Origin of the sequence: Paenibacillus sp. FSL R7-0026, from assembly GCF_038004485.1 — a bacterium.
GTDB lineage: Bacteria > Bacillota > Bacilli > Paenibacillales > Paenibacillaceae > Paenibacillus > Paenibacillus xylanexedens_A.
Window position 1 is genome coordinate 125,035 of the sequence record NZ_JBBORG010000002.1, and the last position, 24,021, is coordinate 149,055.

The window sequence follows — 24,021 nt, forward strand, 5'->3', positions numbered from 1 at the left end:
TGACAGGAAATCCAACAAAAGATTTACAAATTTCTTAAGATCCATCCGCTCTATACTCCAAAACAAAATTACTTTATGTCGTGAAGGCTCAGCTTTCCCGCGCAACGACCACAGCGATAACGCTTCGGATCTATTTTCCGCTTGCGCAAATATTCCGTACCACAGCTCTTGCACACCAGCTTATAACGATAGGGTAGTGGCTTTCTGCCTTTGCCGTCAGGCAGGGATTGGCAGAACCGTGAGCCTCCCACCTTATGCAATAAAGCTTTGAATTCCGGATCACGATGCTGATAGCCGCGCCCACGAATATGCAAATGATAGTGGCACAGCTCATGCTTGATGATTTTCTCAACCTCATCTCGCCCATAGGCTTCGAGTTGATGCGGATTGATCTCAATCCGGTGACTTTTGAGCATATAACGCCCACCCGTCGTGGTCAGTCGACTGTTAAACAACGCTTCATGGGTGAACGGCACTCCGAAATGATCCAGTGATACCTGTTCAATCCATTGTTGCAATTCCTCATTTTCCATCAGTATCCTCTCCTTGCACCCCCTCGGAGCATTTGTTTTTCCGGCATAATACTTGAATTTTAACCGTTTCGTAGGCTACACTGTCAAGTAGAATGTATGAGGGGAGATTATTACTCGTTATGCCTACAATGCGCTATGTCATCCTGCAGCAGGAACAACAATTGCAGTTCGTGGAAATGCCGGCAGATTACGCCTATCAACTCAGTGCGCTCAACCTGCGCCTACACAAGGAAATTGATAAACTCACTGCAGCAGATGTCCCTGTCCTGCCTTGGGCGATCGCCGAATGTGACAGCCTCGATCTCCTAAACGAAAATCTTACTATCATCGGCGGCCTTGATTATATCAATGCGCTTGAAGAATCTTTTGCAGTACTACGTGAAAGCCATTATCCCTTGATTTCTCTGCTTACCGAAATCCGGGCTCTTCAGGCCCAATTGGAACAATGGTATGAAGAAGAGATGGAAGCTCTCTAATTCACCGCAGGTATAATTTTATAATGATGAGAACAAAAAGCACATTTCCCTGAATTGGGATTTGTGCTTTTTTTTGAGTGAACAAGATTGATTTGCCGGAGGCCTCCACTTATCCCGCACAGTCCAGGCTATTGCCACATATGCTAACGTACAGATGAATTATGCAAGAGGAGGAGATACCCTTGCCTCAATGGCTTTGCAATCAACTGATGCGTGCATTTCACAAAAAGGATAGCCGGCAAATCAAGTTGCTGAACGAATGCTGGTTCTTTTATCGTAACAAACCAGCAAATGGCACACCACGCAGCGCGGAGAACGAACTTTAAGAGGTAGTTCATAAAAGTCTGCTTTGGATTACGAAAGATGGCCTTTTGAACACTCACTTTAAGAAAATGCACATATTGCCCACCGTACTTACTAGAGGAATTAGAACGGATAACGGGACTATTACTGTCGACAACAAACAGCCTTCCTTGTTAGGGAAGGCTGTTCTCCAATCCTACTATTTAAGAAGACTGTTGCGCAGAAGCAGGCTTCTTCATCGTAAGGCCGACACGGCCTTTTTTGGTATCCACATTCATAACCCAGACCGTTACATTATCACCTACAGATACAACATCCATCGGGTGTTTAACATATCCGTTGCTGAGCTGTGAGATATGGACAAGCCCATCACTCTTGATCCCAATATCAACAAAGGCACCAAAATCAATAACGTTCCGAACCGTACCTTGCAGCTCCATGCCTTCCACCAGATCCTCAATTTTCAATACATCTGTACGGAAGATTGGCAACGGCATTTCTTCACGCGGGTCACGCCCCGGACGCTGCAAGCTGTCCAGAATGTCACGCAATGTAGGCACACCTACGTCCAGTTTCACAGCCAATTGTTCTGGCTGTTGCTCTGACAGTAATACCGACAGTTCCTTGCTGCCCAGCTTGTCCAGTGCAACCTGAAGCTCCTTGAACAGCTGATCCACTACCTTGTAAGACTCAGGGTGAATAGGTGTGCGGTCCAGCGGGTTCTCTCCCTCACCAATACGCATAAATCCTACGCACTGCTCATAGGTTTTGGCACCCAGACGTGGCACCTTCTGAAGCTGACGGCGGTTCGTAAACCGGCCATTTTCTTCGCGGTACTTCACGATGTTTTTGGCAATCGTAGCGTTAACTCCGGCAACATATGACAGCAATGAAGGTGATGCCGTATTCACATCCACACCCACATGGTTAACTGCGGATTCCACGACAGCCTTCAGGCTTTCTTCGAGAATCTTCTGGGAGACGTCATGCTGATATTGACCCACGCCAATGGCTTTTGGATCAATCTTAACCAACTCCGCCAGCGGGTCTTGTACACGACGTGCAATGGAAGCTGCACTGCGCTCCGCAACATCCAGATCCGGGAACTCTTCCTGGGCCAGTTTGGATGCAGAATATACACTCGCGCCTGCTTCGTTAACAATCAGATACACAAGACTTTCATCACCGTTCTCCTGAATGATCTCGGCAACAAACTGCTCCGTTTCACGTGATCCGGTACCATTACCAATGACGATCAGTCCGATATCATATTGCTTGATCATCCGGTGGAATACTTCCGCAGCTTCACGTTTCTTGTTGTGTGGTGGCGTCGGATAGGTTACAGCCACTTCAAGCAACTTGCCTGTATCGTCCACTACAGCCAACTTACAACCTGTACGATAGGCGGGATCGACCCCCAACACACGTTTGCCATGAATCGGCGGTTGAAGTAACAGGTTACGCAGATTGGCTGAGAATACCGATATGGCCTGATTTTCACCTTTTTCCGTGAGTTCTCCACGAACTTCACGTTCGATGGAAGGCGCAATCAGCCGCTTATAGGCATCTTCAATCACATCACGCAGGATATCCTGCACGGCAGAAGCACCACGAATGATCTGTCCTTCCATGTGGCGATGGGCCGGTTCTGCCTGTACGTCCAGGCCGACTTTCAGAATACTCTCACGTTCACCGCGATTAATCGCGAGAATACGGTGTGGAGGCATCTTTTTGGCTAATTCGCGGTAATCATAATAATTCTCGTACACGGACTCCTCTTGAGCATCCTTCGCTTCCGAAGTCAGCATCCCGTGATCCAAGGTGTACCGACGAATCCAGGCACGAATGGCAGCATCGTCTGCGATGTTCTCTGCGAGAATATCTTTGGCTCCCTGAAGCGCCGACTCCGCATCTTCTACACCCAGTTCAGCATTGATGTATTTCGCAGCTTCCTGGAGTGCATCTCCTTGTTTCGGTTGACCCCAGATCCATACCGCAAGGGGCTCAAGACCTTTTTCCTTGGCCACACTGGCACGCGTTTTCCGCTTCTGACGGTAAGGTCGATACAAGTCTTCCACTTCCTGCAGCTTCACAGCTTGCGTAATGGATTGCTTCAGTTCTCCGGTCAGTTTGCCCTGTTCCTCTATAATACGGATGACTTCCAATTTGCGATCCTCAAGATTGCGCAGATAAACAATGCGTTCTTCAATCGATCGCAGCTGGTTCTCATCCAGCTCTCCAGTCATTTCTTTACGGTAGCGGGCGATAAATGGAATCGTATTGCCTTCGTCCAGAAGCTCCGACGTTGTGCGGACCTGCTTCAAGGACAGTGACAGTTCCTTGGCTACCTGTTTGATGATTCGTTCATGGCGTTCTGCCTTTATTGTTTCTTCATTGGGTTCCAGAACCGTTTCCTGTTCAGACAAAATAAATCCCTCTTTCCTTCCTGAATCGTTCGTTACAATCATTTCAGGGCAGCTTTGCTGCTGTAATTACAGTATAGTTGAACCATTTGTTTCTTCCACTCTACCCTATATTATCACAGAATCACGTCCAGATTTCCATCAATCCGCAAGCATACAAGTTCTGACAGAATCATGTTATCCTCCAGCCTTCCCCATTACGGCAAAAAAAGACCGAAAAACGTCATCACGACGCTCCCCGATCCTTCCTTTTTTTAAAGCTTTAAATAAAATAGCAATCTAATAAGTGAAACTGCTCATTTACACAATAACGGAGAGGACAGAAAAAACCTGAAAAAGCGAAGCTACAAGCTTTCTGCAGAAAGCTACTTCGAAAGCATACACTCACCTAAAAGCTTTCTGAAAGAAAGCTACATCGGAAGCATACGCTATCTCCGGATTTTCCCTTTGAGAAAAGGGAATCAAAAAATTCGGGGATAACAGCGATTGGAAGGTTGTTCTGTCATCGTAGTATCCGTGTAAATAAAATGCAGTTCACTTATCTAGACGCGCTCGAACCGGAACATCTCGCTCAGATAGTCTCCTGATGTGCTGCCTACCGAAATACCGCCATACATCAAGGCATCGCCGGTAAAGGTCTCCGATCCGCCTTTCAGACGATAATCCGCATTAGGATCTAATCCTTTCAGCTTCAAGCGTTGAAGTGGCGCATTAGGCTCAGAGAGCACGCGGAAGTAGAATACAACTGCTTCGCTTCCGTCTGGTGCAATAAACATCCACGCTGTCTCATTGCCTTCAAATGGACTGAGCAAACGGCGGAATGTTCCGTATTGAACCGTTCCACGAATCTCTTTGTACAGCTCAACCTGGGCTTTCACGATGTCGTTCTCTTCCTCCGTGAATTTCGTCAGGTCCAGCTCGTACCCGAAGTTGCCCGACATCGCAACATGTCCCCGAATCTCAAGCGAAGTGATCCGGTTGACCTGATGATTCGGTACCGCTGAGATATGCGACCCCATCGAACTTACCGGGTATACAAGACTCGTACCGTATTGAATCCGCAGACGAGATATCGCATCCGTGTTATCACTTGTCCACGTCTGTGGCATGTAATACAGCATACCTGGATCGAAGCGGCCACCACCACCTGAACAGCTCTCGAACAGAATGTTCGGGAACGCCGAAGTGATTCGTTCCATCACGTCATACAACCCCAGCATGTAACGATGCGCTGTCTCACGCTGTCTATCTGCCGGAAGCAATGCAGAACCCACTTCCGTCATATTGCGGTTCATGTCCCATTTCACATAAGTGATTGGTGCAGAACCAAGTACGTCTGTTAACATGCGTACAATCTCATCACGTACATCCTGACGAGAGAAGTCGAGTACCAGTTGTTGACGCCCTTCTGTCCGGCGACGATCAGGCACATGCAGACACCAGTCCGGATGCGCACGATACAGCTCACTGTCTGGCGAGATCATCTCAGGCTCAAACCACAATCCAAACTGCATATCCAGACCTGTTACGCGGTTAGCCAGATCATCCAGTCCCTGTGGCAATTTGTTCTTATCTACAATCCAGTCGCCCAGCGAGGAGTTGTCACTGTCCCGGTGTCCAAACCAGCCATCATCCAAGACAAACAGCTCAATACCCAGCTTTTGTCCAGCACGAGCGATCTGTTCAATCTTATCTGCATTGAATCCAAAGTAGGTTGCTTCCCAATTATTGACCAGAACCGGACGTTCCGCATTACGGAACTTACCACGCGCAAGACGCTCCCGATACAATTCGTGGTAGGACTGAGACATACCATCCAGACCTGCATCCGAATATACCATAACCGTCTCAGGTGTCTGGAACGCTTCCTGTGGATCCAGCTTCCAGCTGAACTCGAACGGGTTGATCCCGAGCGATACACGGGTGGTGTGGAACTGATCCACTTCAGCCTGTGCGGTGAAGCTGCCACTATAGACGAGACTGAATCCGTAAACTTCACCTTGGTCTTCATCCGTGCCTGGTGTCATCAGCGCAATAAATGGATTCTGCTGGTGACTGCTTGAACCGCGACGGCTCTCAATCCCTTGCAGGCCTGACGCAAGCGGTCTGCGAACGATATCACGTTCCCGTGTCCATGCACCTGACAATTGCAACAATTCATAATCCGCGTGCGGGAAATCAACAGATGAACTGAGCGCACGCGCCACATTCACTGAGGTAGCGCTCTCATTAACGATACGCATGGAGCGTGTAATTGCATTAAATGCCGTAAAGGCTGTATAGGAAAGCTCGATCTTGATGCCTGCAACGCGGTCTTCCAACTCAATAACCAGCGTCTCTGCTTCTTCATCGGATTCAACATACGTTGCTGGCAAACCAGTAAGCGCTGTCTTTCCTTTGACCAATCGATGGCCTGTATACGTAAACTCCGAAACCGTCGAGCCATTCTCAAGTTCCAGTTGGATAGCCGGATTACGGAAATCACTTGTGCCATACACGGGTAGTTCCACTGCCAATGTATCAAATGAGATCGTACGATCCTCTGGCACCGGGTTAGGACTAAAGGACGCTCGTTCTGTACGAACATGCAGCCAGCTCAGATCGGTGTCGCGTAATTTTTTGCCATAGTACAAATGCACCAAATATCCTGAAGGCAGTACCTGAAATACGTAACTGGCCTCACGGGTCTGTAAATGAAATTGAAGTTTCTCTTGATTGATGTAAATGCTCATATGTCTCCTCCACCTCTATATATAGGTCTATCGGGTAAACGGTTTCTCAGGTTTCATTATAGCGAAAAGATCGCCAATGTTCTACGCTTTCATCAAGCTTTAATCAAAAGAGCGCATAACAGCCCGAAGGATGTCATACGCTCTTTTGGTTACAGTCTGAATTCAGTGTGTTCCCTTACAGGAACATCCATTGCCAACGGACGGCAGGCAGCGTACAAGACGCTGGTTGCTGCCTTAAAAATCGATTAAACCAAGGCTGATCTGTAAGGCTTCATTGACCAATTTCATGGTCTCCTCGTCCAGATGGGTAATCTTGTCAGTCAGCCTCTGTTTATCAATCGTCCGTATTTGTTCGAGCAAAATAACCGAGTCCCGGTCAAAGCCGTGTGCCGCCGCATCGATTTCAACATGCGTTGGCAGCTTTGCCTTCTGGATTTGGGCGGTGATAGCCGCCACAATACAAGTTGGACTGAACCGGTTGCCGATATCATTCTGGATCACCAGAACCGGCCTGACTCCACCTTGCTCGGAACCGACAACGGGAGAAAGATCCGCAAAAAAAACGTCACCACGTTTTACGATCAATGTCTACACCCCGCTAACTAAGCGGTCCAGAGTGCTGTCCGCATCTTCCTCCGCATGAAAGGCTTCGGATGCCATGGTCAGATTAATTTTTGCCATCTCCATGTACCCTCGCTGCATCGTTTCACGGATGTAACGTTTCTTACGCTCCGTTAAATACAGCTTCATAGCCTGCCTAATCAATTCGCTGCGGTTGGAATTCTCCAGCGCTACGATGCCATCCACTTCCTGCAAAAGATAATCAGGTAAACTGATCATGATCCGCTTGGTGTTCTGCAAGTTGGCCACCTTTCTTCCACCCCCACAAACCTTTCGCCATTGTGAACCAGTATTACGTTTTTCCAGAACTTTTATACAAAGGAATATATATGCCCCGAGTATATCAAGTATGCTGTACTCCATTATAAACACGGGGAACAATATTCGTACAGACCAAACATCTCAATTCAGGAATTAAATCCTTACCGTCATACATAATTCGAGATGCTCCGACAGTTTTCCTTCTGTTCTGAAAAAAAGTTTATTGGGAATGACGTCCAGTTTACCTGTCAGGATGTCAAAAGTGGATTGATTCTGGCGACTACTGCTCCCCCGCGGGTATATACCCGTGGAATGCGGTGCGCCATCATGCAGATCACTTCATAAGCAATCGTACCGAGCTGGGATGCCACCTCGTCTGCGGTTATTACGCCACCAGACTGATGACCGATGAGGACAACCTCTTCGCCGACTTGAATTTCTTCCGCCTCTTCCGCGAAAGATTGTAACGACACCATACACTGATCCATGCAGATTGTACCGACGACAGGGACGCGGCGGCCGCGTACAAGCACTTGAGCTTTACCTGTCAGCATTCTGGAGAATCCGTCTGCATATCCGATCGGTAGGGTCGCTATTCGTTCATACCCTTGCGTAAAATAACGGGTTCCGTAACTGATCCCCCAATGGGGTGGCAGTGTTTTAACCAGAACCGCTTTTGTCTTCAGCGTCAATACCGGGGACAGCTTCACCACCTGATGATTCACCTCAGCCGAAGGATACAGTCCGTATAGGCTTATTCCCACACGTACCATGTCATAGGACAATTCCGGTGTATCAATGGCAGCGGCGCTGTTCGCCGTATGTATAATCGGGATGGAACATCCCTGATCCCTGAGCGCATGAACTACGCTTTGGAACCGTCTATACTGCTCCAGTGTATAGGTTTTGTCTTCTTCATCTGCTCTGGCAAAATGGGTAAACATGCCTTCCAGCATCACCTGATTGAGCGAAGCTACTTCCTGAATGAAAGCCAATGCCTCATCGCCAGGCAACAGACCTAATCGACCCATGCCGCTGTCGATTTTAATATGAACCTTCAGTTGGTTAGCGAATGTGCTCGCATCCAGATGTCGGATGGCGTCGAGCACTTCCCTGCTGAACAGTGTGACGGTCACATCATGTTGCCATGCAACAGCGATTCCTTCAGGCGGCGTATAACCCAATACCAGGATTGGAATCGTAATCCCATGTTGTCGCAGTTCCAGAGCTTCGTCAAGAAAAGCCACACTTAAGTAATCCACACCCACTCGTTCCAGTTCTCTGGCCGTCTCCACCGCTCCGTGTCCATAGGCATTGGCCTTCACACAGGCGAGGAATTTCATGCCCTGAGGCAATGCCTCGCGGAAAGCTTCTACGTTAGTACACAAATGATCCAAATTGATGTCCGCTTGGGTCGGCCGATATTGTCCTTGCACGTTAAGTCACCTTCTCTAATCATCTTAATCCGGCTCACGTCAGACTCCATCGTAATGCTCCAGCATGTGACTGTCAAATGAACCGAAGTTTCGCATTCAAAAACAGATGTAAGGTGCGCCGTTTGAAGAACAAATGCGAACACAGAAGAAGACCGATAAGCGAGATTAGCAGGGCAAAATTCCACTTTCCACCCAAGCAAAATCTGCTTATATCGATTATTTACCCGGTTCCCTCTGCGTAGAAGCGCATTTTGCATTATTGGGTGTATCGAGTAAGAAAAACGGCGCCAGATGAATACTGTCTTACATCAAAGCAAAGCACCGGAGAACGGGTCTCCGATGCTTCTTAGCATTCCTTATGTTTATGCTACTATTCGTTCATTTGTTCAAAAATCATTTGCCTGACTCTTCTTGCATCGATGTTGCAATGCGTACCATTTCGTTATCAGGCAGGTCGGCACTGGTGATCCGATATTCTATGCCATCTGTCGTCCATGTCAGTGTCTGCAGTGCATCTCCGCTGACCATCCCTAGTGTGAATCCCAGATCCAGTACACGGGATGGGGCAAGCGACACAGCACGATCCTGTGGTCTGGCTTCGAATATCGTGTAATTGTATGTTCCTTCATAACGAAGCATGACGGAATAGTCTCCTGCTTCCTCCAAAATCTGATCATCCTTAAGCTGCACACCTTCTGGCGCATAGGTCGGCTGAATTACGCCGAAGCTGTCTGCACCTTCCGGTTCTGCGAGTGTTGGCTCTTCGCCCTCCTGACCTGTTGCAGCACCTTCTGTACCTTGCTGCTCTGTATCCCCACCTACACCTGTCTGTCCATCAGTGACAGCTCCGTCAGGTTCCGGCGCAGTCTGAGGATTGGCAGGTTCTTTACCGCTCTCATTACCGGTTTGCTCCGCAGGAGTCACACCGGAATCCGTTCCTGTTTGGCCGCCTTCTTTTGTAGCAGCAGTCATGTTACGTTGCATGTCAAAGGCATCTTTCTCAAATTCAGTCCCGAATTTGAAGGAATCAAATTTCACATCGACCACAACATTGGCATTGGAGTCGGATACCTCCACCTGTTTAGGTGCATAATCACTTTTGTTCAGCCAGATTTTCTGTCTGACAAGTGCATGTGTATTATAATTGGCAGCTACATCAAATACATAGCTCTCCTTCTCGTCCGCAAACTGGCGGGTTGTATCCCCCGTAATGCTCCGAATCAATGTTTCATAGAGATATACCTGTCCCTGATTATCTGGCCAATTGCTCTGGAAACGGAAGCTTTTGTTCTGGCTCGGCGTCAAAACAAACACACCTTCATCGTTACGCAGTACAATCTGTGTTACATCCTTTTTGGCATTCGTTAACGCAATACGATAATAGGAAGGCTTCTGATGCCATACCTCGACCTTGTACTGCTGCGGCGTATCTCCGGTATGCAGCGTCATCACGCCTGCCCCCTGGTAACTTTCCATCTCTCCTACGACTTCGTTCAGATCTTTGACCACAGCTGCCGCATCCTTCTTCCCGCAGGCGGCAAGTAAGGCCGATAAGACCAATACCATGGCAAGCATCCATGATATTCGGCGCATGACATCATCCCCTTTAGCACATGTTTTCACTTCAGGATTGTGCTTGCAGCAGAACCCCTACTTGATTAGTACATGTTATGAGGGACTTGTTCGATATATGCGGACTAGTTTGACAAGCAATCGGTGAAGTCCGTTAATACGGCATTGCTACGCTTGCATAGTCCTACCACAACGGAATATACACTGGGTAACTCGCATCCTCTTCCTCGGCACCAGGGCTTCTCTTCACCCACAATCTGCGCAGATCAGGCAGACCATACCCCGCAAGACGATAATCTCGCAACGAATCATGATGGGCGTGTTCTTCCTTGAAGCTGTATGTGGGCAGAAGCAACGCCTCCTGAATCAGTCGATCTTCTAGCCGAATCAATCTATTCAAACGCTCCGCGGATTCCTTAATCATGACAACGCGTCCACATTCCTCCGAATGTTACTTCGGAAGGCAGAGGAACAGAATCAACATCTGCCGTGTGCAGATGCATCTTGATTTCACTTTTCAGGCAACTTTTCGGACAACAAAATAATCATCCTAGGGAGCCCAGCAGGCTCTCTTTTTCATGTCCATGATCAACGTTTATAAGTAAATGATCTTTAACATTTTGTATATTATAGTTTACATTTAGTCAAATATCATGTACATTAGGTTCATGGAGGTGAGCAAGTGGAAGAATTACACAATCACGTTCGGGAGTTACGAGCCAGAGACCGGCTATCCCAAGCGGAACTCGCCAAACTCATTGGTGCATCCCGTCAAACCATTGCCCTGATTGAGCGTGGGGATTACTCTCCGTCGGTCGTTCTGGCACTAAAAATAGCACATGTATTTCGTGAACCTGTCGAAAAAATCTTTGAACTGAAAGGTGGAGATTAAAATGAAAAATTCATCATCCTCGTCCATTAAAAAGCGTTTGCGTCTTCCCTTGTATGCAGCCGGTGGCGCTGTAGTTGGTTTTCTCGGAGCTAGCGGAGTCAGTAAACTCCCTTCTGACTTGAACTGGACGCTGTCCGTGTATTATGACTATGATCTTTTATTCGCAATCCTGGCGGCTCTTGTGGTAGTTACGACGGTATGGAACATCTTCAGTCTCTCCCGCACGCCATCTGTCCCTCCCATGGAAGATGAAGCTTATGGAGACTCCGATTCACTCATCTCTCCCGCAGAGCGCTCCCTCGGAAAAGCGATGATACTCAGCGGATTCAGCGTTATTCTTACGTTTACCTGGGCAGCACTTGCTTTGTCATTGTATGCATCCAACCGAACCATGCCGAATTCTCCAGAACTGTTTAACCTCTTGAATCTCGTTGCTTCGTGCATCTCTATTATCATCGTTGTGGTCGTACAAACTCTGACTGTGAAGCGATACAACCGTTATTTCCCTGATCGTGCGCTGGATTTGAACTCGCGCAATATGAAAAAAAATCACTTCGAGAAACTAGATGAAGGTGAGAAATGGATCGTGTATCGCGCAGCCTATCGTTCTTTTCAGATGATGAATGTACTTCTTGGTGTCGGAATGGTCTCTATGGTTCTATATTCGATGCTCTTTACCTTTGCTCCATTCCCGATTGTAGTGCTCTCTGTGATCTGGATTGCCAACATTGGAATCTATTATCGTGAAACCTATCGTGCGAGTAATCAGTAATACATGGGTAGGTAACTATTTTGTAAATATTTTCATAAAGGAGTGTTTGCATGCATTTATCCAAACGAAAGACCCGTTTCAGGTTCACCTCCCTAACAGGAGCTTTTATGGCTGCCGTTCTGTCTCTCAGTCTGTGGGTACCCGCAGTTCAGGCGGAGACCGCGACTCCAGTAGCTGCTGAACAAGGAAAGACGAAAGCGCTGACAACTGAATCGGCTACAGCTTTTCTGGATTCATTCTTCAATTCACCTGAGGCAAAACCCCATTATGTGGGAGCCTCCGTTGTTGTTGTGAAGGATGGCAAAGTTCTGGCGGAAAAAGGCTATGGCTTCTCCGATGTGGAGAGTGAAACAGCGATCGATCCGAAAAATACGGCCTTCCGTGTAGCCTCTGTCTCCAAAACGTTCACGTCAGCTGCTGTAATGCAGCTGGTAGAGCAAGGCAAGGTTGATCTGCAAGCTGACTTTCAGACCTATGTGAAAGGGCTCGAATTTGATAATCCTTTTGACAAACCTGTAACTGTGGAGAACCTGCTCACACACACGACCGGATTCGAGATCCGTGATCCGCAGCAGGAAGACATCCATACTGATTTCGACAAGTACATAGCGATGGAGGATTACGCACAGCAACATATGCCTCCTGTCGTTCGAGAGCCTGGTAGCGCCTACATGTATGATAATTTCTCGTTTTTGCTGCTTGGCATGATTGTCGAGAATGTAAGCGGTGAACCCTTTGAATCCTACATGCAACAACATATCTTCAAACCGCTAGGAATGGATAACAGCAGTTTCATGCTGGACAAAAAGTTCCAAAAGCAGCTGGCTACAGGCTATGATGCGGCACACAATCCGCTTGATCTGTACACCATCTCTCCAACACCAATGCCTCAAGGTGGCATGTTGTCTACCGCTGAGGACATCGGGAAGTTCATGATTGCGTTCCTGAATGATGGCGTGAAAGACAACAAGCGGATTTTCAAGGAATCCACGGTGAAAAGCATGAAACAGTACCGTTCTTCCATTCATCCACTGTTACCAAACACCACATATGGATTCGAAGCTGCATTTCAGCTTCCCGGAGCAGGAAGTAGCCCAAGTATTATTACAAAAGGAGGCGACCTGACCGGATTCAGCTCTTATCTCTTCCTTATTCCCGAGCAAAATACAGGCGTTTTCCTGACGTATAATCAAAATGGAGCACTTCGTAATCTGTTCTACCCTGCATTCATTCAGAACTTCTTCCCGCAGTATGCAGAGCCTGTACAGTTCAAGGAATACACACCGCAATCCGCAGCTGAGCTACAACGTTTCACCGGATTGTACGCGGATCTGCGAATTAGCACGATCGTCAGTTCCTTGAAAAATGCTGGTACAGAGCCTGGACAACTGAGCATTTCGGACGTTTTTCTGGGTCAACGCAACCTGATTCAAGTGGAAGATAATCTCTTCAAAGATGAATTGACTGGTCAATTCACAGCATTCAAGAAAAATGCTGATGGAACCATCTATATGAAAGAACCTTACCTCAACCCTATGGGTTATGAGAAAAAAGGACAAAAGCCTATGGGCTTCCGGGATGTTCGTGAGAACAGTCCTTATGCTGAAGCAATCTATGCCATACAATCTCTTGGATATTATGAGAATGATGCTAACAAGTCTTTCCAACCGAAATCAGCTGTGACACGAGCTGAATTTATTGAGAACACGCTTAAACTGAGTGGATTGAAGCCTAGCAAAACAACGCCTCCTGCAGGCACCGACTGGGCAGACCATGCAGCAGCCGGATATATTCAACTTGGATATGAAATGGGTATGATCACTGGCAAGGATGAACAGCAGTTTAAGCCGGATCAAGTAATTATCCGACAGGAAGCCATGGTCATGATGTGGAGAATTCTGCAACTGCAATATCCTAGTGAACTGTTCACGGATGTCAAACTTGCGGGACACACGGACCCATGGGCTGTACCAGCCGTTCAGATGATGGCGAAGCTTGGTATCCATGGACCTGAGGTAAAAGTGCTGGAAGATGGATCCATTGATTTACTTTCCCGCAAACCTCTGATTCGTCAGGAAGAGGCTGCGATTATGTATGCGTTGCTTACCCAACCAACAGATCAAATCGTCGCTGAATTGATGGCTGCTAGGCAGCCGCAAGCAGAACCTGCTGAAGAAGCCGAAGCTGCAGAGGAGACATCTGAAACTGCACCGGTTCCAGTACCAGCGCCGGTCCCTTCTGCGACTTCAGCACAATAAAAATAAAACATCTTCATACCGTTTAGATTTATCATGCTTATGAGGCAAGAAAAAACAGGCTTGTTCAGAAGGGTACGATCCTTCTTGAACAAGCCTGTTTCGTTACTTTTCATAACTTATTATAGCGATCTGTTACTGAGTGATATCCGTCTCTATTCGATCAACGAAGATACATGGTGGTTCCCGTTGCGCTGATCAAACTTGGCTGAAGCGGTCTGAGCATGCTCCGCAAAGTAATCGGCCAGCTTGAGCAGGTCGCCTGGATCACCTTCATACGGGAAGGACGCCGGCAGACGCAATCGGTATTCTGGAGATTCTTCCGCCCAGCGGCGAAGCAACGATGCTGCTCTGGCGTAAAACAACATTTTGGCGTAAGGATCTTCATGATCCGCAGCAAACACCAGTGTTTCCTCCAGCACATCAATGCCTTTTGCCGGATTTGTACGTGTGAGATAATCCATCTGCTCCGCAAAACTCTGCACAAAATCGTTCTGTCCTTTAATCAGGCGATATCCCTTGGTCTGATGTTTATCTGCTTCCGCAGTCCGTCCCAACCGATATAGCGGCATCAAAATTTCAGACAAAGTCAGATGCGGAATCTCTGCACAGCTCATACGCCCTTTCAGGATAGGCTGTGCCGCCTCCAACACCTTCTCATCGTCTCCTTTTAACAAGAAATATCGCATAATCTCATCCTGCTCACAGGCTTCGCAGTCACTCATAAAGTCACGATCCATCGTTCTGAATCGATCATAACTGCGTCCCGCTTCCTCCAGCTCCCCAAAATCCATAAAGATCCGGAACCGATAATACCAGTAGGAGCGTTCGCTGTAACCGTAGGACTTGAAACGCCGTCCGAAATCCTCCAACAGCTCCAGGATCTTCTCGCGTGATATTTCCGGGAAGTCGGGCATCTTGCCCAATATCCATTTGTACGACCACATTAACGTTTCTTCATCATATTCTTCGGGTTGTTGATCGAACTTGCCCAGCTGCCAGGAAAAAGCAATCAGCGCTTTCATCGGATAACCGCAGAATGTTGCTGTCTCCACAATCTCCGATCTTGCTTCGTATGCCTCTTCCTCCATGCCGTTCACATCGGCAACTCTTGCCGCTTCCTCCAGCATACCAAGCTTCGCCGGACCATTGGGCAAACCATAGGCCTCGTCCATCAGTTCTTCAAAATCCATCTCTGTCTTCATCAGGCATCCCCTTACGATCTGTATTTGCACGCAAACCCCAATCAATAAAACGAACAATGCCCTGATTTAACACTTCAAGCTCCTGCTTGCTCATGGCATAATGCCCCATCATCAGTGCATTGACGTATAACATCTCGATGGCAATCGGTGTCATCTGATCATCCGGTGATGTCAGTACCCGCTGAATGATCGGATTACTCACGTTCAAATACAAGGTTGAGTACCCTGCTGAACTCATGCTAGAAGACAATGAACCCAGAACAGACGAGAACAATTCCGTGCTCTCCTCGCTTGCTTTTTCAAGCGCACGAAGTGTTGAGGATTCCTGAGACAGCGTGAACAACACCGGCAGATCCGATGGCTTAAAACCTTTCACCTCAGCCCGACAACGGAAGCGCTGTAAGGCAGAATCGGCCAGTCGCAATGCATCATAATACTGATTACGCTCAGCGGGTGGCACATCGGTAAAACTCATCGAGACCTGATCCGGCTGTAGCCGCTCCGTCTGTACATTATGCACAGCCATCGGCAATGTCGCCATCAACTCACCGTCATAGATATAACCACCATTAATCACCAGCATCGATTGTGCGGATGCCACATGATGAATCTGACGGTACTCATCAACAGAGGAAGTGAAGTACAACGTCTCTCCTTCATCTATTAGCTCACCAAGTTCACGGTGACCCCTCGTACTCTCAAAAGGCAGCCAGCGATGAATCATCGCGTAGAATGCTTGATCCTGCACAGCCAGTGCCTTCATGGATAAGGCATGCAAGCGAATCAGCTTCTGTAGCCGTTCCGTCTGGCTCTCAGCCATGTCGGCCAGTCCCTTGCGAAGTGCGTCTCCAAGTTCGGAGCGAACTTCCTCCAGCTTTTCATTTTCATAAAAATGTTCCCGTGATGCCGTCGGTTGAAGCTCATCTGTCCAGATCAGACATTTCACAAAGAACGCCCACTCTGGCAAAATGTTCTCAGCCTTCTCCGAAATCAGCATTCGCTTCAAGTAAACCCGGTGAGAACGCTTGGCATTCAGATTAACCGCGTGTGGCAGTACAAAAGCAATACCCCCGGTACGGCCTGAAGCCGTTGTCAACGGAATGAAGTCCTGGAACTGCTCGCCAAGCAGACGTTCACCAAAAGCCAATACCTCCGCTCTGCGTGAACGTGCGAGTGCAGGGTCCATCAGCCAGATCGGTGTCTCGCTATTCACCACATGTTGCGCGCCGTCATGATACAACGTGACCGGATACGGCAATAACGCTCCATAATAGAACAGAGCTTCTTTCACATAATCCGGTTCAAAGTAGTGCGCCGCGTCCGGTGTGCAACGCAGATATACTTTGGTCCCCGGGGACAGCTGTGTGTCCAACTGTCGAATCGTATAGGTGCCATCCGGCTTGCCCCGCCACTCCATCGAAGGGCCGCCCTTCGCGGATTGCGTCAGCATGACAATTTCGTGACTCACCATGAAACAGGATAACAACCCGATCCCGAAACGCCCGATAAACGAAGTCTCTCCTTCCAGCAGCGCTTGCTGCCCCCTCTTCGAAGATTGTCCAATCATCGCCAGGAACTCATGGATGTCAGCTTCAGTCAAGCCGATGCCGTTGTCCTCCACCATCATGGTCAATTGTTCACCTGTTCCCGTCAGTTCAACACGCACTTCACCCTGATACCCTGGCTCCGCCTCCGTTCGTGCGGTAATCGCATCCGTCGCATTCTGCATCAGTTCACGCAAGAACACCTTAGGACTGCTATATAGATGATTGGATAAAATCTGGATCATCCCGCTCAGGTTCACTTGAAAACGATATTCATTGGATGCTGTCATGACTCACTCACCTTCCTCTACGTCCAAACACAATATGTACCCATACGATGTATTCATATGGATGTGTTAGACGAATTCATTATGTAATCGTTAGAAACAGACGTTTTCCGTGACAGGCACGCCAAAACATCACGTCAAGCCGGCCCTGGATAACCAAGACCGGCGTTATATGAATATTAAAGGCATTCATGAGACGTAAGGCCTTATCTTCCATTACCACGTTATGAATAGCAATGAAACGGATGTTCTACCCTAAAATAAGGATACATGTTACAAGCCATAGTGAAAACAAACCTGAGACCCGATTTCAGACAGACTTCAGGGTAAATGTGCATCCTACATTCGGGACTATTGAAGGAGGCATAGATCTTTTTTGTCGTCCATTTGAACGATATCAGCCTACCACACGTATAATCTCCAAACTCAGATCGGACGGTGAATATACATGATCGAAGTACGCAACATATCCAAGCAATTCAAGGTGCATCAAGCACTGCATGATGTCAGTTTCACAGTTAAACAAGGCAGTGTCACCGGGTTGATTGGGCCCAACGGTTCGGGCAAAACCACACTGATCCGTATCATGAATGGGGTCTTAGGTGCTTCCGGTGGACAGGTAACCATTAACGGATTGGACGCCGCTCGTGAGGCGGAGAAAGTACTGGCCATGTGTGGCACCCTTACCGAGCAAAGTGGATTATATGAAAATATGAGCGGGCGTGACAATCTGACTTTCTTCGCAGATGTTTTTGGCCTGAAGCATGCCAAGAAACGAATCGACAAGCTTGTAACTCTGTTCGAGTTGCAGGATTATCAACATCGAAAAGTCGGCACCTATAGCACAGGCATGAAGAAACGCTTGGGCCTTGCACGAGTACTCTTGCACCGTCCTTCCATCCTGTTTCTGGATGAGCCCACCAATGGCCTGGATCCGGATGGAATTCAGATGGTGCTGCGCATTATCCGTCAGTTAAATAAGGAAGAAAAGATGACAATCCTGGTCTCATCCCACGTGCTGTCCCAGCTGTCAGCCGTCTGTGATCATTATATTTTCATGGAAAAGGGGCGCATCGTTGAGGAAGGCACGGAACAGGAGATTGTTAGCCGGTACCTGTCCACTCCGAAGCTCGAAGTAGAAGCCGACATGCCCGAAGGATGGCACACGGCAACCGACTTTACGCCTGAAATAATCTCCGCACATCAAGCAGTATTTCAGCTTACATCGCGTGAAGATATTTCATTACTGCTAAGGCAATTAACGGAGCATGGTCAAGTCTATCAGGCCCGCATCACGGGCAGTGATCTGGAAAGTATCTATTTTGCCATAAGGGAGGCACACCACCATGAATAACCGCCAAGCCATACGTGCACTGGTACGTAAAGATATCCGGTCCGTCACAGCCAGCATTCAGCTCTGGTTGCCCATGTTGATCGTTCCACTGATTATTGGAATCATTATGCCCTCTGCACTCCTGTGGGCGGCTTCCAGAATGGAACTTCGTTCTCTGGGCAACATCAGCTTTCTACTCGAATCATTGGATGCGTTAACCCATAGTGGACAGATTCCTCAGCTTGCTTCCATGCCTACAGATAATCATCGTATTGTCTATTACTTGGCCATGTATATGTTCGCTCCCTTGTTTCTCATCATTCCTGTGATGGCCTCCAGTATTCTGACGGCCAATAGTTTCGCTGGTGAGAAGGAACGCAAGACGCTGGAAGGATTGTTGTTCACACCGATCAGTATGAACACTCTTTTTAAAGGCAAAGTGCTAGCTGCCCTGATCCCTTCCATTCTATTATCCTGGGTTACTTTCCTGATCTATGGAATCATTGCCAATATTCTGATGTACCCCATGTTTGGAACGTTGATGTTTCCCAATCTGAACTGGATCATACTTGTCGTGTGGGTTGTTCCCGCTTGCAGTCTTATGGTCATTTTATTGAACGTCCTGATCTCGGCCAAGGTCCGTGGGTTCCAGGAAGCCTATCAGCTCGGCGGATTAATTGTCCTTCCCCTCATCGCCTTAGTCGCTGGTCAAGCCAGTGGCATGCTGCTCATTGGTCCTTGGATGTTACTCATGATTGGAGCAGTGCTCCTGCTCATAAGTGTGGTTCTTCTTCGTCTGGTCACGGCGTGGAATAGTCGTCAGCAACTGGCGGAAAGTCAGATCTGAATGATGTGGAATGTAACGAGGAAAGTCAACAGATCACACTGTCGCTCCGCTATACAGATTGAGAAATAAATATACGCGGGTTATGATGTGGAGATATATGCTATGGCATGATTCTAGAGAGGAATGGAACAACGGTATGGAATCCAAACTACTTCAAAAATTAAAATATGCTTCACAATTAACGGCACAGGAGAAGCATATTGTGAAATATATCCTGAGCAACCCCGAAGTTGTATTTGATTCTACAGCCCATGAACTGGCTCAGCAGACCTATACAAGCTCATCTACCATTGTTCGCCTATGCAAAAAGCTGGGTACCAAGGGGTACCCAGACTTTCAGCTCAAGCTTGCTCTTGAATACCAACAGATACCTTCCGCGTTGCAGACGCAGGATCATGCAATTGCAGAACAAGGCAACGTGCTGGCTGCCATCGACTCTGTTCCTTACCTGTACCAGCAGGCGCTGGATGATACGCGCCGGATGTTAAATGCTCCTGTTTTGCTACGAATCGCTAGCTGGGTCAAAGAGTCCGTACGCATTGATGTCTATGGCAGTGATATGAATTATTATCTGGCTCAACAGGCTTGTGCCAAGTGGAATGAACTCGGCATATCTGCGATTGCTCACAATAGTCCGAACATGCATTATTTGAACACGATGAATCCCAATAGCCTGACGCTGTCTTTTGTTATCTCACACACAGGTGAGAACCAATCCATGATTGAAGCCGCCAAAGTGCTTAGCAACAAACAGATGAAAGTCATCGCGGTCACGGGCAACAACCATTCAACCCTGTCCAGACATTGTGATGAAACGCTGCTGGCTTATGGATACAATGAACAGTTAAGACTGTCCAAAATGTCTTCAATGGTCTCGGTACTTTATATTTTCGACATGTTGTACATGAGCAGCATTAGCGATACGTATTAACGATTAACGCTGATCCGCTGCAAATACAATCCCGGCATCCTTGCGTGCACTCATGAGTACATTCATCACAGACTGGCTGTGTTCGAGTAGTTCGTAACACCGTTTGTGATCCCCATTTGCATGGATGTCCCTGAACGCTTCCCACTCATAGTACAGCCAATTGGATTTGGTCTGGGCATTATACTCCTCAGCAGGCTCATTCCCGATCTGAAGCTTGATCTCCCGGCAACCGTTTGCTCCTCCCACAACCTGAAGATAACCTTTCTCGCCCTGAATGAGCACAAAGTTCATGCTGTTTGTGTCTTTGGCACCTACACATTCCGCAATAAACTCCGGATATTGGAGAACCACAACACCTGACGTATCAATACCGTTTGCATGCTGGTTCGCGGTATACGATACGGTATTCGGACTGCCAAACAGATTCATGACCAGATGCAGATTATAAATATTGATATCCATCAGCGCTCCACCAGAGAATTGTGGATTAAATACATTTGGTGTTTGCCCTGCAAGCAGATCATTGTATTTGCGCGAGTATTGACTGTAGTTACACTGGATGAGTTTGATCGGACCAAGCTTTGGTAGTTGTTCCTGTATGACTTTAATATTGGGCAGATGAATGTTGGAGATGGCTTCAAACAACAACAGATTCTTTTCTTTTGCAAGTGCAATCAGCGTTTCTGCTTCCTGAAGCGTGGACGTGAACGGTTTTTCGCAGACGACATGTTTGCCATGTTGAAGTGCCTGATAGGCCTGTTCATAGTGCATGCTGTTTGGTGAAGCAATATATACGAGATCTACATTTGTATCTGAAAATAGGGATTCCAGGTCCGTACAGATGGTACCGACCCCATACTTACCCGCAAGCTCCTGTGCTGTCTCTCTCTTCCGGGAGTACATCGCTGTACACGTAATATCTTCCAGTTCATTGATCGCAGATAAAATGGCATCCACAATGGACCCTGTACCAATCGTTGCTATATTCATCATATCGTTTCGCTCCTGTCGTTGGTTGTTTGTCAGTTGGCTCTCTTCGCTGCTTCGATTCCGTCATGTAAAATATCCAATACATATAAAACCTCTTCATCCTTGACCGGTTTATCACCGTTATGTCGAATGGCTTGAAGCAGTTGATCATATAAAATGCCATAGTCCGTCGCTTCCGAAGGAACTTTCTCCGTATGTGATGTTCCCTCATCGTCCACATAACTAATCGTACCCCAGTTATCCTCCGGTTCAGCTTCAATGGATACCCTCGTTCGCCCATCTCCATTTTTCTTTTGATGCCCACTGCTATATTTAACAAAGCTCCCTCGATCCCCGTGTACAATGAATTTTGGATGTTCGATCTTTACAAGCAGACTGCACTTAATCGTAGCCTTCATTCGTCCATATCGAAAATCAATATCGATGTAATCATCGGATTCACCCGGCGCGATCAAACTCCGAACATCATAATTAATTCGGTCAGCTACGCCATAGATGGAGATTAACTGATCGATGGTATGCACGGCCAAGCCATGCAACAATCCAAATCCACTTCTCGCGTACTGTGGGTGAAAATAATCGTGGGACTGGATTTCAACAATATTCCCCAGTTTGCCGCTCTCAATCACTTTTTTCAATGTCAGAAAGTCACCATCAAATCTGCGATTTTGATTCGCCATAGCGATGAGATTTTTACGATTGGCTAGTTCAAAAATATCTTTGGCTGCCGCAGAAGTGGAGGCAAAAGGTTTCTCCACCAGCACATGTTTTCCGTGTTCCAAGGCCAGCTTGGCGTACTCAACATGGCTATCCACATGGGTGGCAACAACAATTAATTCAATCTCATCATCCTGCAATATGTCTTCGACATTGGTCGAAAAAGTAATCTCGGGATAAAGTAATTCACGCTCTGTATCGCCAACCCGGTCTTCCTCGCGACGGTATATTGTCTTCACCTTGATATTTTCTTTCTTGTCCAGATAAGGCAAATGATAATTCACCACTGCATTCCCAAATCCGATGATCGCCATATTCAATACCATGATCGCTCACTCCTCTGCTCTGGTTGAGAGTTATGTTATCACGATCAAGTCAGGCGGAGAATGCTTTGGGACGGGATTGGCAGCATCATGCGCAATTCGATTTCAGGTTGGATTGTGTATGAAATTCAATTTCATTCTCTTCTTTTTTCATGTTTGAGATCTAACATATCTTCCATAGTTTACCGATATAACATAAGGAATTAACGACATACATATAGAAGAACGAAGGGGACGATGAACGAATGAAAACAGGGTATACATACTTACAACGCACCATCTGTACATTGCTGTTATTTACACTCATTGCAGCAGTGACATTGGGAGGTGGAACCGCAGCCCAGGCAGCTTCACTTAGCCAATCCACAGTGTATTATGAGTCCGACGGAGTTTTGTACAAAGTATCCGCGGATGGCAGCAATACAACAGAAGTATTAATTGATTTCCAAGGTGTAGATTTGCTCGCGGCAGGCTCTTATCTCTACTACACGCAGACTGCTTCTTCCACAACCTTGCTTCGGGTTCCAAATGACGGATCCAGCGATGCGGCAGAGACATTTGCTACAGATGTACTCAGCTATTATACGGATAACGGATTCATCTATTATCTGGACGCCACAGGTACCATTTATCGCGCGAATGGCAATAGTGACGCTTCAGCTGTCACCAAGATTGCTGACAAGGCTGATACCGACTTCCCATTCCTCCTGGTAACCAAAGGGCGTGCCTACTATAATGCGTTGGTTAATGGAAACACGTGGATCGTGTCCAAAACGTCCAACGGTTCTGGAGCTGTGCAGCGGATTGCCGCAGGCGCAGTGGAAGGTCGTTATTTTACGAATCAAGCCAAAAACGAACTGCAACTGATGGTAAATACAGACCCGTACGAGGAGTTTTACTCCACCAATGCTGTTGTCATGTATAAGGTGAATTACAACACTGGCAAAGCAACTGCGGTTAATCCCAAAGCCAAACTGGATGTGAATGCTGTATATTCCGGTGGTTGGGGAAACAATCTTTACGTGTATAACAAAGGAATCGTTCTCGACAGCAATAAGGATTACAATTATGCCAAAGGCAAAGCGTTTGCTTTAACAACTTCAGCTAAAACACTTCAGCTTCATAACAAAAGCGTTCGTGAAGTAAGTGCCTTAGGTACAGACAAGGTTGTCCTTATTGATGCAGACAAAAAAGCTTATGCCAAAACGGTCTCGGGCAACAAAGTGACCAAGTCTGCCAACCTGAACCTGACAAATGTAACGTATGTGGCGAATCAATTGACCAACGGCACACCTACGGCTGCTTACATCTCGGGCAACAACGGTCTATATTCGGTTAATACTGCTCTCAAGGTAACCAAACTTACCAGTGACGAATGGGATGCATTCCATATCAGAGATGATGTTGCGGGCCTGTTTTACATTAATGCCAAAGACCAATATCGCTTGTATCACGTGCAAACGGGTGGAACAGGAAAAAAAGTAATGAGTGACGTTTTCCTCGACAATATTCTATTGGTGACACCGTACTAACATATATTGTTGATTCAGGCGTATAGCCCATTCAAC

At 47.2% G+C, this 24,021-nt stretch carries 21 protein-coding genes; 9 read left to right on the forward strand and 12 right to left on the reverse strand.

The genetic code is table 11. From position 1 onward, the window contains the following. Positions 1-68: 68 nt before the first annotated feature. The gene (locus MKY44_RS29560; RefSeq protein ID WP_341010081.1) at positions 69-533 is read right to left on the reverse strand and encodes a SprT family protein; all 465 of its coding nucleotides are present in this window, start codon (positions 531-533) and stop codon (positions 69-71) included. Positions 534-652: 119 nt separating this feature from the next. On the opposite strand from MKY44_RS29560, the gene MKY44_RS29565 reads away from it, so the two are divergent. Beyond that, entirely contained in the window at positions 653-1,009 is a 357-nt protein-coding gene (locus MKY44_RS29565; protein ID WP_036669053.1) for a hypothetical protein, read from the forward strand. 182 nt (positions 1,010-1,191) lie between these two features. Beyond that, positions 1,192-1,335, forward strand: a complete 144-nt coding sequence (cmpA, locus tag MKY44_RS29570) for a cortex morphogenetic protein CmpA (RefSeq protein ID WP_017690033.1) — start codon at positions 1,192-1,194, stop codon at positions 1,333-1,335. A 180-nt stretch (positions 1,336-1,515) separates the two neighbouring features. Here cmpA and MKY44_RS29575 read toward each other — a convergent pair whose 3' ends face one another. The 7 genes from MKY44_RS29575 to MKY44_RS29605 form a co-directional block, all read right to left on the reverse strand. Continuing rightward, entirely contained in the window at positions 1,516-3,738 is a 2,223-nt protein-coding gene (locus MKY44_RS29575) for a Tex family protein (RefSeq protein WP_260632584.1), read from the reverse strand. 539 nt (positions 3,739-4,277) lie between these two features. Next, entirely contained in the window at positions 4,278-6,467 is a 2,190-nt protein-coding gene (locus MKY44_RS29580) for an alpha-galactosidase (protein ID WP_341010082.1), read from the reverse strand. A gap of 234 nt (positions 6,468-6,701) precedes the next feature. Further along, on the reverse strand, positions 6,702-7,052 hold the full coding sequence (locus MKY44_RS29585) for a type II toxin-antitoxin system PemK/MazF family toxin (protein ID WP_024630714.1): 351 nt from the start codon (positions 7,050-7,052) through the stop codon (positions 6,702-6,704). 3 nt (positions 7,053-7,055) lie between these two features. After that, positions 7,056-7,337 carry a CopG family ribbon-helix-helix protein gene (locus tag MKY44_RS29590; RefSeq protein WP_017690037.1) on the reverse strand — a complete coding sequence of 94 codons (282 nt, stop codon included), beginning with the start codon at positions 7,335-7,337 and terminating at the stop codon, positions 7,056-7,058. Positions 7,338-7,597: 260 nt separating this feature from the next. After that, on the reverse strand, positions 7,598-8,785 hold the full coding sequence (gene alr, locus MKY44_RS29595) for an alanine racemase (RefSeq protein WP_341010083.1): 1,188 nt from the start codon (positions 8,783-8,785) through the stop codon (positions 7,598-7,600). Positions 8,786-9,178: 393 nt separating this feature from the next. Next, positions 9,179-10,378 carry an outer membrane lipoprotein-sorting protein gene (locus MKY44_RS29600; RefSeq protein ID WP_341010084.1) on the reverse strand — a complete coding sequence of 400 codons (1,200 nt, stop codon included), beginning with the start codon at positions 10,376-10,378 and terminating at the stop codon, positions 9,179-9,181. Between the two features lie 163 nt (positions 10,379-10,541). Continuing rightward, positions 10,542-10,781, reverse strand: a complete 240-nt coding sequence (locus MKY44_RS29605) for a hypothetical protein (protein ID WP_341010085.1) — start codon at positions 10,779-10,781, stop codon at positions 10,542-10,544. Positions 10,782-11,039: 258 nt separating this feature from the next. Between MKY44_RS29605 and MKY44_RS29610 the strand changes: the two genes are divergently transcribed. Genes MKY44_RS29610 through MKY44_RS29620 form a run of 3 tightly spaced genes read left to right on the forward strand, consistent with a single transcriptional unit; the run spans position 11,040 to position 14,279 of the window. After that, positions 11,040-11,249 carry a helix-turn-helix transcriptional regulator gene (locus tag MKY44_RS29610; RefSeq protein WP_017690042.1) on the forward strand — a complete coding sequence of 70 codons (210 nt, stop codon included), beginning with the start codon at positions 11,040-11,042 and terminating at the stop codon, positions 11,247-11,249. A gap of 1 nt (position 11,250) precedes the next feature. Continuing rightward, on the forward strand, positions 11,251-12,021 hold the full coding sequence (locus MKY44_RS29615) for a DUF3169 family protein (protein WP_341010086.1): 771 nt from the start codon (positions 11,251-11,253) through the stop codon (positions 12,019-12,021). Positions 12,022-12,071: 50 nt separating this feature from the next. After that, entirely contained in the window at positions 12,072-14,279 is a 2,208-nt protein-coding gene (locus MKY44_RS29620; RefSeq protein ID WP_341010087.1) for a serine hydrolase, read from the forward strand. Positions 14,280-14,431: 152 nt separating this feature from the next. Here the strand turns inward: MKY44_RS29620 and MKY44_RS29625 are convergent, their stop codons facing one another. After that, positions 14,432-15,481, reverse strand: a complete 1,050-nt coding sequence (locus tag MKY44_RS29625; RefSeq protein WP_341010088.1) for a hypothetical protein — start codon at positions 15,479-15,481, stop codon at positions 14,432-14,434. Beyond that, positions 15,459-17,315 (reverse strand): HSP90 family protein, encoded by a 1,857-nt coding sequence (locus tag MKY44_RS29630; RefSeq protein WP_341010090.1) that lies wholly within the window; start codon positions 17,313-17,315, stop codon positions 15,459-15,461. The genes MKY44_RS29625 and MKY44_RS29630 overlap by 23 nt, the downstream gene beginning before the upstream one ends. Positions 17,316-17,760: 445 nt before the next feature. Between MKY44_RS29630 and MKY44_RS29635 the strand changes: the two genes are divergently transcribed. The 3 genes from MKY44_RS29635 to MKY44_RS29645 all read left to right on the forward strand — a co-directional run bounded on the left by MKY44_RS29635 (position 17,761) and on the right by MKY44_RS29645 (position 20,423). Continuing rightward, a complete protein-coding gene (locus MKY44_RS29635; RefSeq protein ID WP_341010091.1) occupies positions 17,761-18,666 on the forward strand; it encodes an ABC transporter ATP-binding protein in 906 nt (301 codons plus the stop codon). Beyond that, complete coding sequence (locus MKY44_RS29640; protein WP_341010092.1) at positions 18,659-19,492, forward strand: ABC transporter permease; 834 nt, start codon at positions 18,659-18,661, stop codon at positions 19,490-19,492. Before MKY44_RS29635 ends, MKY44_RS29640 begins: the two co-directional genes overlap by 8 nt. Positions 19,493-19,628: 136 nt before the next feature. Then, on the forward strand, positions 19,629-20,423 hold the full coding sequence (locus MKY44_RS29645; protein WP_341010093.1) for a MurR/RpiR family transcriptional regulator: 795 nt from the start codon (positions 19,629-19,631) through the stop codon (positions 20,421-20,423). 3 nt (positions 20,424-20,426) lie between these two features. Here the strand turns inward: MKY44_RS29645 and MKY44_RS29650 are convergent, their stop codons facing one another. Together MKY44_RS29650 and MKY44_RS29655 are read right to left on the reverse strand one after the other, a co-directional pair. Then, positions 20,427-21,413: a Gfo/Idh/MocA family protein gene (locus MKY44_RS29650; protein ID WP_341010311.1), complete on the reverse strand. Its 987-nt coding sequence runs from the start codon at positions 21,411-21,413 to the stop codon at positions 20,427-20,429. A gap of 32 nt (positions 21,414-21,445) precedes the next feature. Next, entirely contained in the window at positions 21,446-22,456 is a 1,011-nt protein-coding gene (locus MKY44_RS29655; RefSeq protein ID WP_341010094.1) for a Gfo/Idh/MocA family oxidoreductase, read from the reverse strand. Positions 22,457-22,698: 242 nt separating this feature from the next. Here MKY44_RS29655 and MKY44_RS29660 point away from each other — a divergent pair, with 242 nt between their 5' ends. Then, entirely contained in the window at positions 22,699-23,985 is a 1,287-nt protein-coding gene (locus tag MKY44_RS29660) for a DUF5050 domain-containing protein (protein WP_341010096.1), read from the forward strand. The last annotated feature ends 36 nt before the right edge of the window (positions 23,986-24,021 follow it).